Annotated in this window: 10 protein-coding genes, 1 tRNA gene and 1 rRNA gene; 8 read left to right on the top strand and 4 right to left on the bottom strand. The window is 50.4% G+C overall.

Going from position 1 to position 14,727, the window contains the following annotated elements; genetic code table 11:
- Positions 1–61 precede the first annotated feature (61 nt).
- The 5 genes from sppA (at position 62) to T496_RS0107665 (ending at position 5,667) form a co-directional block, all read left to right on the top strand.
- Positions 62–1,849 (top strand): signal peptide peptidase SppA, encoded by a 1,788-nt coding sequence (sppA, locus tag T496_RS0107645; protein ID WP_027450232.1) that lies wholly within the window; start codon positions 62–64, stop codon positions 1,847–1,849.
- A gap of 65 nt (positions 1,850–1,914) precedes the next feature.
- Complete coding sequence (lpxK, locus tag T496_RS14700) at positions 1,915–3,108, top strand: tetraacyldisaccharide 4'-kinase (RefSeq protein WP_394331345.1); 1,194 nt, start codon at positions 1,915–1,917, stop codon at positions 3,106–3,108.
- A complete protein-coding gene (locus tag T496_RS13715; RefSeq protein ID WP_052342132.1) occupies positions 2,993–3,868 on the top strand; it encodes a purine-nucleoside phosphorylase in 876 nt (291 codons plus the stop codon). The genes lpxK and T496_RS13715 overlap by 116 nt, the downstream gene beginning before the upstream one ends.
- 17 nt (positions 3,869–3,885) lie before the next feature.
- Positions 3,886–4,947: a thiamine-phosphate kinase gene (gene thiL / locus T496_RS0107660; protein WP_027450234.1), complete on the top strand. Its 1,062-nt coding sequence runs from the start codon at positions 3,886–3,888 to the stop codon at positions 4,945–4,947.
- 647 nt (positions 4,948–5,594) lie between these two features.
- A tRNA-Phe gene (locus T496_RS0107665) sits at positions 5,595–5,667 on the top strand.
- A gap of 134 nt (positions 5,668–5,801) precedes the next feature.
- Here the strand turns inward: T496_RS0107665 and T496_RS0107670 are convergent.
- Positions 5,802–6,422, bottom strand: coding sequence for a deoxynucleoside kinase (locus tag T496_RS0107670; RefSeq protein ID WP_027450235.1), 621 nt, complete (start codon positions 6,420–6,422; stop codon positions 5,802–5,804).
- 41 nt (positions 6,423–6,463) lie between these two features.
- Positions 6,464–7,096: a deoxynucleoside kinase gene (locus tag T496_RS0107675; protein ID WP_027450236.1), complete on the bottom strand. Its 633-nt coding sequence runs from the start codon at positions 7,094–7,096 to the stop codon at positions 6,464–6,466.
- Positions 7,097–7,266: 170 nt separating this feature from the next.
- Between T496_RS0107675 and coaW the strand changes: the two genes are divergently transcribed.
- The 3 genes from coaW to T496_RS0107690 are packed head-to-tail and all read left to right on the top strand — an operon-like array spanning position 7,267 to position 13,125.
- Positions 7,267–8,097 (top strand): type II pantothenate kinase, encoded by an 831-nt coding sequence (gene coaW / locus T496_RS0107680; protein WP_027450237.1) that lies wholly within the window; start codon positions 7,267–7,269, stop codon positions 8,095–8,097.
- A gap of 34 nt (positions 8,098–8,131) precedes the next feature.
- Positions 8,132–10,612, top strand: a complete 2,481-nt coding sequence (locus T496_RS0107685) for a zinc-dependent metalloprotease (protein ID WP_027450238.1) — start codon at positions 8,132–8,134, stop codon at positions 10,610–10,612.
- A gap of 29 nt (positions 10,613–10,641) precedes the next feature.
- The gene (locus T496_RS0107690) at positions 10,642–13,125 is read left to right on the top strand and encodes a glycoside hydrolase family 127 protein (protein WP_027450239.1); all 2,484 of its coding nucleotides are present in this window, start codon (positions 10,642–10,644) and stop codon (positions 13,123–13,125) included.
- A 90-nt stretch (positions 13,126–13,215) separates the two neighbouring features.
- On the opposite strand, the gene T496_RS0107695 is transcribed toward T496_RS0107690, so the two are convergent.
- Both T496_RS0107695 and rrf read right to left on the bottom strand, forming a co-directional pair.
- On the bottom strand, positions 13,216–14,391 hold the full coding sequence (locus tag T496_RS0107695) for a sugar MFS transporter (protein ID WP_027450240.1): 1,176 nt from the start codon (positions 14,389–14,391) through the stop codon (positions 13,216–13,218).
- Between the two features lie 91 nt (positions 14,392–14,482).
- Positions 14,483–14,595: ribosomal RNA gene (gene rrf, locus T496_RS0107700) — 5S ribosomal RNA — on the bottom strand.
- Positions 14,596–14,727 lie beyond the last annotated feature (132 nt).

The raw sequence follows: 14,727 nt of genomic DNA on the forward strand, positions 1-14,727 counted from the left end.
GCACATCATTATAAAAAAAACAGTATCTTTGCATACTGAATTATCAAAAAAAACGCTAATTATGAAACAATTCTTTAGGTACATGCTCGCAACCATTTGCGGCATTATTGCGTTATTTATTGTTGGTGGCATCATCATGATGATCTCTTTTGCATCAATGATTGCCAGCAGTTCTGCTCCAACAAAGGCTAAAGAAAACTCTGTTTTCGTATTGAAAATGGATGGAATGGTGAACGAAAGAACAGAAGGTGGTTCTCCCTTCGACGAACTACTGGGACAGGTAGATATGACAAACATGGGACTGGACGACATCGTTAGTGCCATCAAGAAAGCTAAGAACAACGAGAATATCAAGGGTATATACCTGGAAGGTGGCACCACCGTATTCGATGCACCTGCCACCGCCCAGCAGGTACGCGACGCACTGGCCGACTTCAAGAAGAGCGGCAAGTGGATCATTGCCTTTGCCGACAGATACACTCAGGGCTCTTACTACGTTTGCTCTGTAGCCGACAGCATCTTTATGGACCGTCAGGGCATGATTGACTTCAAGGGTATGGGCGGCAAGAACTACTACATGACTGGCCTGTACGAGAAGATTGGCATCAACTATCAGGCCACGCGCGTGGGTAAATACAAGAGTGCCGTGGAGCGCGTCACCCGCAAGGACATGAGCGACAACGACCGCGAACAGCGCACGGCCTACCTGCAGGGCATCTGGAAACTGTGGTTGAAGCAGATGGCCGAGAGCCGCGGCGTGACACCCGAGCACCTGAACAAACTGGCCGACGACAGCATCATGGGCTTCGCCAGCGTTGCCGACTATAAGAGCACCAAACTGATTGACGATGCCATCTTCCCTGAAAAGATCAAGGAGATTGTGAAGGGCAAGTTGGGACTCGACGAGGATGACGACATCAACCAGCTGACCCTCGCAGACATGATCAACCTGAAGGAAGACACGAAGGAGGAAGGCGACAAGATTGCTGTCTATTATGCCTACGGCGAGATCATCGACGAGGAGGCCAGCGCCTTTGCCAGCGAACATGCCATCGTGGGCAAGGAGACCGTTGAGGATCTGAACGCCCTGGCTGAGGACGACGACGTGAAAGCTGTCGTGCTGCGCGTCAACTCGCCTGGTGGCAGCGCCATTGCCTCGGAACATATCTGGCACGCCATCAAACAACTGAAGGAGAAGAAGCCCGTGGTGGTTTCGATGGGTGGCTATGCGGCTTCGGGTGGCTATATGATCAGCGCACCTGCCAGCTATATCTTTGCTGAGCCAACCACCGTGACCGGGTCTATCGGCATCTTCGGCCTGATACCCAACATGAGCGAACTGGCCTCTAACAAGCTGGGCATCACCTGGGATGGCGTCAGCACCAATAAATACAGCGACTACGACACACGACTGGTATTCGAGAAGGACAATGCCGACGTGCTTCGCTTCATGCAGAGCTACGTGGATCGTGGCTACGACTCGTTCCTCACCATCGTGGCCGATGGCCGCGGCATGACCAAAGCGCAGGTCAACGAGATTGCTCAGGGACGCGTATGGCTGGCATCGGATGCTGTTGGCATCAAACTGGTTGACAAACTGGGATCACTGGACGATGCTGTCAAGAAGGCTGCCGAACTGGCTAAGTTAGACAAGTACTACACTGCTCCCTACCCCAGCAAGACCGACTGGCTGGACGCCCTGCTGGAGAGTTCTGACAAGAAAGGCAGCTACCTGGATGCCGAACTGCAGCAGACACTGGGCGAACTCTATACGCCCATCATGGAGATGCGACGCGACCAGCAGCGTAACCGTCTGCAGGCACGACTGCCCTTCGCTACGGGTATCTAAACTGAATAAGAACGGAGAAGTGGCACTTTAATAGCGGAAGAGTGGCACTTTTCCTTATGAAAACCATAGGAATGGAAGGCGACTTCATCAAAATCAACAAATGGCTACTGCCACTGGGCTGGCTCTACGGCTGTGTGGTGCAGGTACGAAACTGTCTCTTCGAGATGGGCGTACTGAAAAGCGAGAGCTTCACCACGCCCGTCATCTCGGTGGGCAACATCACCGTAGGCGGCACCGGCAAGACACCTCATATTGAATATCTGATAAGACTGTTGGAGAAAAGTGCGAAGGTGGCAGTGCTGAGCCGCGGCTACAAGCGGAAGTCGAAAGGCTTCCACGTGGCCAACGAGCATTCTACAGCCGAAGACATTGGCGACGAGCCCTACCAGATGAAGCAGAAATTCCCCAACGTGACCATCGCCGTAGAGAAGAAACGCGCCAAGGGCATCAAGTTGCTGCTGCAGCACGACCCTCAGCCCGACGTCATTCTGCTGGACGACGCCTTTCAGCATCGCTACGTGAAGCCTGGCATCAACATTCTGTTGGTGGACTACCACCGACTGATCATCTACGACAAGATGCTGCCGGCTGGTCGCATGCGTGAACCGCTCTCGGGCAAGAACCGCGCCGACATCATCATCGTCACGAAATGTCCGAAGAACCTGACGCCGATGGACTACCGCGTCGTCACCAAGGCCATGGACCTGTTCCCCTATCAGGAGCTATACTTCAGCACCCTGTCCTACGGCAAACTGATGCCTCTGTTCCCAGAAGCTGCACAGACGCAATTGGCAGAGAAGGCCAGCGACCTGACAGGGCTGAAAGCGCAAAACTGCCTACTGCTGACAGGTATTGCCTCGCCCCGACAGATGATCGAAGACCTGAAACCCCACGTAGCCTCGCTACACCCGCTGACGTTCCCAGATCATCACAGTTTCACCCCACAAGACATTGAACGCATCAACACAGAATTCAATCAGCTAGCAGAGCCGAAATGCATAGTCACCACCGAGAAGGATGCTGCACGCATTAAACACATCGACGGCCTGAGCGAAGCAGTGAGAACACATCTTTTCGTACTGCCGCTGGAGATTGAATTCATGCTTGAGCAAACCGATAAGTTTAACAAAAAAATTATTAACTATGTACGAAAGAATTCAAGAAACAGCATCCTGGTTAAAAGAAAGGATGACAACAAGCCCCAAGACAGCCATCATTCTGGGGACCGGCCTCGGACAATTAGCTTCAGAAATAACTGACTCTTACGAATTTCCCTATAGCTCCATCCCCAACTTCCCCGTATCTACCGTAGAGGGACACTCTGGAAAGCTGATCTTCGGCAAACTGGGTGGCGTGGATATCATGGCCATGCAGGGACGTTTCCACTACTATGAGGGATACACGATGAAGGAGGTGACCTTCCCCGTTCGCGTGATGTATGAGCTGGGCATCAAGACGCTCTTTGTCAGCAACGCTGCCGGCGGCATGAACCCTGGATTCAAGATTGGCGACCTGATGGTGATCACCGACCACATCAACTTCTTCCCAGAGCACCCGCTGCGCGGAAAGAACTTCCCCACAGGTCCGCGTTTCCCGGATATGCACGAGACCTACGACCCCTCACTGATCAAACTGGCCAGCCAGATTGCACGCGAGAAGAAGATTCGCCTGCAGTATGGTGTCTATATGGGTGTGCAGGGTCCTACGTTCGAGACGCCTGCAGAATATAAGATGTACCGCATCCTGGGCGGCGACACCGTGGGCATGTCAACAGTGCCCGAGGTCATCGTGGCACACCATTGCGGCATCCGCACCTTCGGCATCAGCGTGGTCACCGACCTGGGAGGCTTCGACATCCCCGTAGAGGTGAGCCACGAAGAGGTGCAGGAGGCTGCCGACAAGGCTCAGCCTTTCATGACCGAGATTATGCGTGAGATGATTGTGCGCTCGGAGAAGCTGGAGCACAGCAAGACAGAGGGCTTCAACACCGATCACCCCACTGAGAAATGGAAGAAATAATCCACAAACCATCATATATGGAAATAGCAAAATTAGGAGAATTTGGTCTGATAGACCGACTGACAAAAGATTTAGAGAACAAGAACGAATCAACAAAGTACGGCGTGGGAGACGACTGCGCCGTGCTTCACTACCCCGATAGCGAGGTATTGATAACCACCGACCTACTAATGGAAGGTGTGCATTTTGACTTGACCTACATCGACCTGAAGCACTTGGGCTACAAGTCGGCCATGGTGAACATCAGCGATGTGTTTGCCATGAACGGCACCCCCAGACAGATCACCGTATCGCTGGCGCTGAGCAAGCGCTTCAGCGTGGAGGACATGGAGGAGTTTTATGCCGGCCTCAGACTGGCCTGCGAGAAATGGAATGTTGACATCGTAGGCGGCGACACCACTTCGTCGTACACCGGACTGGCCATCAGCATCACCTGTGTTGGCGAGGCCCGCAAGGAGGACATCGTGTATCGCAACGGTGCCAAGAACACCGACCTGGTCTGCGTGAGTGGCGACCTGGGTGCTGCCTACATGGGACTGCAACTGCTGGAACGCGAGAAGAGCGTGTACTATCAGCAGGTGGAGGAAGCTAAGAAAAAGGGCGACAAGCGCGCACTGGAAGAGCTGGCCCACTTCTCGCCCGACTTTGCAGGTAAGGAATACTTGCTGCAGCGACAGCTTCAGACCGAAGCCCGCGGCGACATTATCCGCAAACTGCGCGAGGCTGGCATCCGTCCCACGGCGATGATGGACATCAGCGACGGTCTGTCGTCTGAACTGATGCACATCTGCAAGCAGAGCGGCGTGGGCTGTCGCATCTTCGAGAAGGAGCTGCCCATCGACTACCAGACAGCTGTTATGGCTGAGGAGATGAATATGAACGTCACCACCTGCGCGCTGAATGGCGGTGAGGACTACGAACTGTTGTTCACCGTACCCATCGGAGACTTGGAGAAGATCAAGGAGATGGAAGATGTGCGTCTCATCGGTCACATCACCGAAGAGAAATATGGACACGTGCTCGTGACACGCGACAACCAGGAATTCGAGTTGAAAGCACAAGGTTGGAATCCACTATAGTCTGACAGCAGACCATAGACTCTCATACGATGCCTAATCGGCATCATGTATAAACTGGCGGGGCGTTTGTCCCGTCAGTTTTTTTAATGCCCTACGAAACGTAGAGATGGAGGCAAGCCACTCTTCTCTGCCACATACTCTAAAGCAAGAGTGCCACTATCATGAAGCAATTGTACCACTATCATGAAGCAAGAGTGCCACTATCATAAAGCAAGAGTGCCACTTTTATGATGCAAGAGTGGCACTTTTATGATGCAAGAGTGGCACTTTTGGTCCCGATCTAGGGGCTGCATTGCATCATTCCAGGGGCTAGATTGATGCAATGCAGGGGCTAGAATGACGTGATCCAGGGGCTGGATTCATGCGTTCTAGGGGCTGGACGCAAATCAATAGTGGCAGTATGGCATGCGGAAACAGAAAAAATGGCGGCACAATAGTGGCACTATAAGCTACAGAAACAAGCCAAACTGCCAAGCAGCAGAATAGGCATAAAAAGGGTGTTTTTGCCCATTAAAAGGACAGTTTTAGCAAAAATGTGTTAAAATAAGGCTTATTTAAAAAATATTCCAGCAAATGTTTGGTAGGTCTAATTTTTTGTTGTACCTTTGCACCCGCAAACGAAAGGATGCAGTGATCTAAAGAACAATGGTGCCTTAGCTCAGTTGGTAGAGCATCGGACTGAAAATCCGTGTGTCCCCGGTTCGATTCCTGGAGGTACCACTCCTCCTTTCATTTAAATCCCGCGATAGTCTTAGGACTTTAGCGGGATTTTTTGTTGTATGGTATCGGTAAGACAGCAACAGGGCCTGACCATGAGTCAGACCCTGTTGCTGTCTTTTATTTGTAAATGACGCCTACTCCATCGGGAACAGACCGTAGAGCTTAGCGTCTATCATATCTGTCACCTGTTTGAAATCCTCGGCGCGATCACCAAATTTGCAGTGATCGCCATCAATCACAATGAGTTGTCCCTGATAGGTAGCTATCCAGTCCTCATAGCGTTGGCTCAGACCTTCCAGATAGTCGAGTCGCATGGTCTGTTCGTATTCACGTCCGCGCTTCTGTATCTGAGCTACCAGCGTGGGGATGCTGGAGCGGATATAGATCATGAGGTCGGGCAACTTCACCAGCGACATCATCAGGTCGAAGAGGTCTTTATAGTTGGCAAAGTCGCGATCGCTCATCATGCCCTGTCCATGCAGGTTGGGTGCAAAGATGCAGGCATCCTCAAAGATGGTGCGGTCCTGTATGATGGTGTCTTTCGACTGCGAGATCTCTACCACTTCCTTGAAACGCTTGTTCAGGAAATAGATCTGCAGATTGAAAGACCAGCGCTTCATGTCGGCATAGAAGTCTTCCAGATACGGATTGTTATCTACGGGTTCAAATCTGGGGATCCATCCATAACGATGGGCCAGCATCTTGGTGAGTGTGGTCTTGCCACTACCGATATTTCCTGCTACTGCTATATGCATATTCTTTAAGGGGAGTTTTAAGGGGAATACTTGATTTGCTATTACAACGCCTGTTGGGGCGGGAAGAGTCCGAAGAGGGTGCTGTCGATACGATCGATGATTTTAGCAAAATCCTTTGGATTGTTCTGATAGTCCAGACCGTCTTTCTCGATAATCATCACGCGGCCTTTATACATCTTGTTGATGAACTCGTCGTAGCGCTGGTTCAGATTCTCGAGATAGTCCAACTTCATGGTCTGCTCATAGTCGCGTCCACGCTTCTGGATGTTGCCCACCAGATGAGGCACAGAGGCACGAAGATAGATCATCAAGTCGGGATAGCGAACCACGCTCATCATCTGTTCAAACAGTTCCATATAGGTCTCGTAGTCGCGGTCAGAGAGGTTGCCCATGGCTTTATTGTTCTGCATGAACACATAGACGCCCTCAAAGATGGAACGGTCCTGGATGATGGTATGGTCGGCTTTCGAGATATCTATCAGATCGCGGAAGCGCTCTTTCAGGAAGAACACCTCCATATTGAAAGACCAGCGATGGATGTCGCTGTAGTAGTCTTCCAGATAAGGATTGTGGTCAACGGCCTCAAAACGCGCCTCCCATCCATAATGATGAGCCAGCATGCGCGTGAGGGTCGATTTTCCACTACCTATATTACCTGCTACTGCAATATGCATTGTTTTAGTTTTATGACTTGGCAAAGGTACAAAGTTTTTTTCTAACATCCAAATGTGACATGAAGAATTAGGTACAACATGCGCATACACGTACGCGAACATTATATAATTTGTTAAAGTGATTGTTATATGAAAGAAATTAGCTACCTTTGCACCAAAATCTCTAGATTATGGGTATTATTTTAGGTATTGACGTGGGCATCAGCACCACAAAAATCGTTGGACTGCGCGATGGCAAGCCATCGGCACCAATACGTATTACGGCGGCAGATCCCATCACCTCACTCTATGGCGCATTTGGAAAATATCTGCACGACAACAGTCTGGAACTGGAAGAGATAGACCATGTCATGCTGACTGGCGTGGGCGCTGCCTACGTCAAGAATGATGTCTATGGCGTGAAGACAAGTCGCTGCGATGAGTTCATCGCCGACGCACTGGGCGCTCGCTTTGAGTCGCACATCGATCACGCCATCGTGGTGTCGATGGGCACGGGTACGTCGTTTGTGATGTGCCATGGCGACAAGATAGACCACATCGGTGGCATCGGCATTGGCGGTGGCACGCTGCAAGGCTTGTCGCGCATCATGCTGAACACCAGCGACATCAAACAGGTGTCGGAACTGGCCATGCAGGGCAATATCAAGCATATCAACCTGCTCATCGGCGACATCTCGGCACAACCACTGCCTGGTCTGCCCATGGAGGCCACGGCTTCGCTCTTTGCACATGCCAAGAACGATGCCTCGCGCGAAGACATTGCCTGCGGCATCATCACAATGGTACTGCAGTCTATCGGTTCGGCGGCCGTACTGGCAGCCCAGGGCACCGACTGCCGCGACATGGTGCTCATCGGTCATCTGTCGCTGTTGCCTCAGTGCAAGGACATCTTCCCAGCACTGGAGAAGCTGTATAACGTGCGCTTCCACATACCGAAATACTCGCAGTTCTGCACCGCCATCGGCGCTGCACTGGCCCACAGCAAACTGCAAATCAAATAAGAACGGAAATAAGGAACTATATTACTTTAAAACTATGAATAAAACACTAACTACTATCGTTGCCCTGATGATGGCTTACACTGCACAGGCCAGCACTTACTATGTGGCAAAGGCCGACACGCTGGAGCAAGACACCACGACCGTGGACACGCTGAAAGCCAGACGCCACGGCAAAAAACCGACACCGAAGAAAGAAGAGAAGAAGGAGTCGGAATACGAGAAACTGATGAAGAAGGGCGGCACCGTGAGAAATGGTTTGTTTGGTGTGCGCCATATTGACGATAAATACTATTTCGAGGTGCCCGACTCCATGCTAGGACGCTACGTGCTTTTCGTGACGCGTCTGACCGCCGTGCCTCAGAACTTCGGACAGTTTGCCGGAGAGGAGATCAGCCACAGCACGGTCTATCTGGAACGTCGGGACACCACAAAGCTAATGATGCGACAGTACGTGCTGTCGCATGTGGCCGACAACAAAGACAATATTGCTCGTACGCTGGAGCAATCGACCGTAGATCCCATCGTACGCTCATTCAAAATCATTGGTCGCAACAAAGAGGATGATCACAGTCTGATAGAGGTGACTTCGTTTCTCACAGGCGACAGCCATCTGACCAGCTTCTCAAGCGGAAGCAAAGGCACACTGAAGGTGGGAGGCCAGAACAAGGACCTGACCTTCATCGATACCATCAAAGTATTCCCTACCAACATCGAGGTGGCCACGACACGCACCTACGGCTCGAGCGCCGGACGATCGGAGGCATCGAAGACGGGGGCCATGACCATGGCTTTCAACACGTCGATGGTGCTGCTGCCCAAGGAACCCATGCGCAAACGTCTGTGGGACGAGCGCGTAGGCTATTTCGTGAATAACTTTGTGCGCTTCAGTGACCAGCAGCACAAGACGCAGCACGAGTCGTTTATCTCGCGCTACAGACTGGTGCCGAAGAACAAGAAGAAATATCTTCGCGGCGAACTGACCGAGCCGGAGAAACAGATTGTGTATTACATTGACCCTGCTACGCCCAAGAAGTGGATTCCCTATCTGATTCAAGGCATCAAGGACTGGAACGTGGCTTTTGAGGCGGCTGGATTCAAGAATGCCATCACGGCTAAGGTGCTGCCCGAAGACGACCCGAACATCAGTCTGGAGGACGCACGCTACTCGGTGTTGCGCTATCTGCCATCGGAAACGGAGAATGCCTACGGGCCACGCATCGTGGATCCTCGCTCGGGCGAGATCATCGAGGCTCATATCTGCTGGTATCACAACGTGATGAACCTGCTGACGAAGTGGTACATGACACAATGCGGCGCGGTGGATAAGCGTGCGCAGACCATGCACTTCGACGATAAACTGATGGGCGAACTGATTCGTTTTGTGAGCAGTCATGAGGTGGGACACTCGTTGGGACTGCGCCACAACATGGGGGCTTCGTTTGCCACACCCGTAGAGAAGTTGCGCGACAAAGCCTGGGTCGAGGCCCATGGACACACGGCCAGCATCATGGACTATGCGCGTTTCAACTATGTGGCTCAGCCCGAAGACGGCATCAGCGAGAAGGGTTTGTTCCCTCGCATCAACGACTACGACAAATGGGCCATCAAATGGGGATACCAGTGGCGCCCGGAGTTTAAGGATGAATATGAGGAGAAGGAACAGCTGATGACTGAGACGACGCGCACGCTGAAAGGCAACCCACGCCTGTGGTTTGGCGGCGAGGGACGCAACGAGGATGCTCGTGCACAGACCGAAGATCTGGGCGACAACAGCGTGAAGGCATCGGAATATGGCATCAAGAACCTGAAGCGCATCATACAGCAACTGCCGACATGGACACACCAGGAGAACGATCAGTATGAGGACCTGAACGAGATGTATAAAGCGGTGTGCGATCAGTTCAACAGATACGTAAACCACGTGATGAAGAACATCGGGTCGCGATACACCAACAACATGCCGGGACGCAACCCTGTGGAATATGCCTCTGCTGAAAGACAAAAGGAAGCGGTGGCTTTCATCGGCCAACAGGTATTCGACATGCCGGAATGGCTCTACCCTGCTGGCATCGTGTCGAAAACGGCTACAGACGTAGCAAACACGCATCAGCAGATGCAAAGCAACCTGCTGAACAGACTGATGACGCCACTGATGCTCAACAACATTGCTGCGACGCCCTACCCCATAGACGCGTATCTGGCAGACCTGAAGGCCACCGTCTGGAAGCCTATTGGCAAAGCCAACGACCTGAAGGCGAAGGCTAGAAGACAGTTGCAGCGCTCGTATGTTCAGCATCTGAACGTGATCCTGAATCCTTCGGAAGCTGACCTTAGGGGCGTCATGGGGCGCTACCTAAACTCGGATGCTTCGCTCTACGTGCTGATGAACATGAAAGAGATTGAGACGTTCTGCGAGCAACAACTGAAGGAAAGCAGCGGTCTGAATGCGCTTCACTATGAAGACTTGTTACGACAGCTGAAACTGATACGCGAAAGGCGTACAACAGTGAAATAAACCACAAACTGCCATTCTTAAAAACAACAATGAAACTACCAAAACTACTACTGACAGGTGTGATGATGTGCAGCAGCACGATGGCTGCACATGCACAGAGTGAGTTATACCCTAAGCACTTCGACCTGGAACAGGTCACGCTGCTCGACGGACCTATGAAGAAGGCTATGGACCTTAACATTGAGGTGCTGTTGAAGTATGACGTCAACAGACTGCTGACGCCTTACGTCCGACAAGCTGGACTGGCAGCGACCACCGACAGCACGTCGCCCTACTTCCAATGGCTGACGAAACATCCTAACTTCAACAACTGGGGCGATGCTTCGTTCGACCTGAGTGGTCATGTGGGCGGACATTACCTGTCGGCCCTGGCCTTGGCCTATGCTGCTTGCCATGATACGGCGAAGAAGGCGCAACTGAAAGAGCGCCTGGACTATATGATAGGCGTCATGAAAGACTGTCAGGAGCAGTTTGACGAGCATCACGACGGACTTTACGGTTTCATTGGAGGACAACCCATCAATAGCGACTGGGAGGCGCTCTACAGAGGAGATATCCAACCCTATAAGAGACACGGCGGTTGGGTGCCTTTCTATTGCCAACATAAGATCTTGGCTGGACTGCGCGATGCTTACCTCTATGGAAATAGTGAGACGGCCAAGGAGATGTTCAGAAAGATGGCCGACTGGAGCGTCAACGTGATTGCAAACGTGAGCGAGGCGGACATGGAGAAGGTGCTCGACACCGAACATGGCGGCATGAACGAGTCGATGATGGATGCTTATCAGCTCTTTGGAGACAAGAAGTATCTGAATGCTGCCAAGAAATATACGCATAAAAAGATGTTGAACGGCATGCAAACGCTCAACACGGCTTTCCTGGACGGAAAGCATGCCAACACGCAAGTGCCTAAATATATCGGCATGGAGCGCATTGGTGAGGCCAACAACCAATCATACACAACTGCTGCAGAGAACTTCTGGAAGGATGTGGCTACCAACAGAACGGTGTGCATAGGCGGAAACTCTGTGAACGAGCATTTCTTGTCGGGAAAGAACAGCAACAGATATATTGACCAGCTGGACGGACCTGAATCATGCAACACAAACAACATGCTGAAACTCTCTGAGATGTTGTTTGACTTCACACAGGATGCAACATATGCTGACTTCTATGAAGGGGCCACATGGAACCATATCCTCTCCACACAAGACCCTGAGACGGGCGGATACGTCTATTTCACCACACTGCGCCCACAAGGCTACCGCATCTACTCGCAGGTGAACCAGGGCATGTGGTGCTGCGTGGGAACTGGCATGGAGAACCATTCCAAGTATGGTCACTTCATCTACACACACGATGGCAACAAGACGCTGTACGTTAACTTGTTTACGCCATCAAAACTGGTGGATAAGGACTTCGTGATAACTCAAGAGACGGACTTTCCCAATCAGTCGACTACCACACTGACCGTGGGGAAGAGTGGACACTATACCATCGCATTCCGACATCCGGCATGGGTGAGAAAGGGATTCTCCTATGCTGTAAACAACAAGAAGATCAATCACACTGAAGCACAAGGTAAGGCCTACTATATCCACATCACACGCAACTGGGTGGCTGGCGACAAGATTAGTATCAACCTTCCCATGGAACTGCGCTATGAGGAGTGCCCCAACCTGAGCGATTACATTGCCTTTAAGTATGGCCCTATCCTACTGGCAGCCAACACGACGAACGGTAAGGAGAAACTGCAGAATGAATATGGTGGCGAAGGGCGTATGGATCATGCGCCTGGCAGCATGGCAAAGTCCTTGAACCTCACATCGGCGCCGCTGCTCATCGGTGACAGAAGCAAGGTGCTGGAACGCATCAAGAAGGAGCGGAAAAAGAAGTTGAGCTTCTCCATCGATGTCAGTCGAAAAGGTATTGCATCCTATAAGTGGAACAGACTAACGCTGGAGCCGTTCTACGCCATTCATCACGACAGATATCAGTGTTACTGGTATCAGCAAACACCAGAGCATTATGCCAACAGCAGCATGGCTAAGGCTGAAGCGCTGAACGAAGCACTACAGGCACGTACCATCGACTTTGTGGCGCCTGGTGAGCAGCAAAGTGAGGCAGGACATGAATACAGCTATTCTATGGATTCAAGCACGGGCGAGTTCAGAACTGAGCATTATCGCGATGCACGTCCTAATGGCTATATTCAATATACGCTCTTCAACAAAGAACGCATAGCACAGAACCTCAGCATCATGCTGAGATTCAACATCGCCGACAAGGGACGCAAGGCTTCTCTAACCATAAACGGAAAGCCCATTGCCGACATCACAATTCCTGCGACAGCAAAAGACTGCGACTCCAATGGTTTCTTCAACACTGAATACAAGATTCCCGCTGAGATCCTCAAAGACGCCCAGCAGTTGAAAGTCCGTTTAACCGCCTCCACCACCCTCTGTCCTGGCATCTACTACATCCGCCTGTTAAAAGGAATAAGAGAGACATAACTTCAACGAAATATAAACAAAAAGAAAGCATCCTAACTATCATGATAACATGAAATAGTTAGGATGCTTTCTTTATCTATAATTAAATAATCAAATAGAAGACCGTTTAACCATCATGGCAGCATATACTAGAACAACCAAGAAAGCGGCTAACGGCAGAATGAAGGGGATATAGGGAGTGGTATGATCGGCCAAGAAACCCATCAACAAGAAGCCACAACCTCCGATAGGTGTCATCATCAACAAAGAAGATGCACTCTTGGTCTGAGGACCTAATCCTCTTATGGCCAACGAGAAGATGGTGGGAAACATAATAGCCTCGAAAAGATAATTAAGTACCAAGAAGACGAGTGACACAACACCTAAATCAAGAAGAGTGATAGTCATACAACTGACTGTACCGATAGCACAGAACAGCAGCATCTTCTCCGCCTTAACAACACTCATAATCCAACTACCCAGGAATCGTCCACCCATAAATATGATCAAAGCGAGGGAAACCAAACGTGAAGCCATCAACTTAGACATCCATCCTGTATCGGTGACAAAGTTCATAAAGTAGCTGTTGATTGAAATCTCAGCTATCTCATAACACAACAGAGCGAGAGATCCAAACAGGAACCATCTATTGCGCAGTACAGAGGTTAATCCCTGGTTGCTATCGTAATCATTCTTGATCTCTGGGAGTCTTACACGTGAGAAGAAAATAGCGATAATCAGTACTACAGTACCTAGGATGCCATAGGGAACGGCTACATCAGCACTCTCAACGCCATCACGATACAGGAACTGGCCCACGAGAAGAGTAGCCATAAAAGAACCCATACCATTAAACGTCTGAGAAAGATTCAATCTACTTGCGGAAGTTGCTTTAGGTCCTAACTCCGTAACATAAGGATTTGCTGCAGTTTCAAGAAATGTCAATCCACAACCGATGATGAACAACGCAACAAGAAAACCATAAAAAGAAGAGATAGGTATAAAAGCAAGAGCGCCCAAACCAAATATCGACAAACCTAAAACGACTCCATTTCTATAACCATATCTACGGATAAACATACCAGCAGGGATAGCCATCAGGAAGTAACCCAGATACGTCGTCACCTGAATCCAAGCCGAACGAGTAATCGAAATGTCCATTACATCTTGGAAATGTTTATTCAAAACATCAAGAATCGCCCTTGCAAATCCCCATAGGAAAAACAAAAGCGTAACCAAAACAAATGGAGTCAAATAACGCGAATAAGTAATACGCTCCTTCTTCATTCTCTTATAAAACTGCGTTGTTCTAACTAATACAAAATAATCTTATATAAAAAAGAGCCCTGACTCAGTGTTGAATCAGGGCTCTCTGTAAAGATGGCGGCCTCCTACTCTCCCGCATTGCATTGCAGTACCATCGGCGCAAGCGGGCTTAACTTCTCTGTTCGGAATGGGAAGAGGTGGGACCCCGCCGCAATAACCACCTAATATTCGTTTCGTATTGACAATTGACAATTGATAATTGACAATTACGCCAACCGTATAGGTAGACATCTTGCACACAAGAACTGATAGTATAACCATAAGGCAAAACCATACAGTTGAAAGTAAAAGCGCGTT

The organism is Xylanibacter brevis P6B11, from assembly GCF_000621825.1.
Lineage (GTDB): Bacteria > Bacteroidota > Bacteroidia > Bacteroidales > Bacteroidaceae > Prevotella > Prevotella brevis.

Bases quoted from the DNA above. Each gene is read 5' to 3' on its own strand.
- T496_RS0107695 (WP_027450240.1), bottom strand. From the start codon at position 14,391: ATGAAGAAGGAGCGTATTACTTATTCGCGTTATTTGACTCCATTTGTT.
- sppA (WP_027450232.1), top strand. From the start codon at position 62: ATGAAACAATTCTTTAGGTACATGCTCGCAACCATTTGCGGCATTATT.
- coaW (WP_027450237.1), top strand. From the start codon at position 7,267: ATGGGTATTATTTTAGGTATTGACGTGGGCATCAGCACCACAAAAATC.
- T496_RS0107690 (WP_027450239.1), top strand. From the start codon at position 10,642: ATGAAACTACCAAAACTACTACTGACAGGTGTGATGATGTGCAGCAGC.
- thiL (WP_027450234.1), top strand. From the start codon at position 3,886: ATGGAAATAGCAAAATTAGGAGAATTTGGTCTGATAGACCGACTGACA.
- T496_RS0107670 (WP_027450235.1), bottom strand. From the start codon at position 6,422: ATGCATATAGCAGTAGCAGGAAATATCGGTAGTGGCAAGACCACACTC.
- T496_RS0107685 (WP_027450238.1), top strand. From the start codon at position 8,132: ATGAATAAAACACTAACTACTATCGTTGCCCTGATGATGGCTTACACT.
- T496_RS13715 (WP_052342132.1), top strand. From the start codon at position 2,993: ATGTACGAAAGAATTCAAGAAACAGCATCCTGGTTAAAAGAAAGGATG.
- T496_RS0107675 (WP_027450236.1), bottom strand. From the start codon at position 7,096: ATGCATATTGCAGTAGCAGGTAATATAGGTAGTGGAAAATCGACCCTC.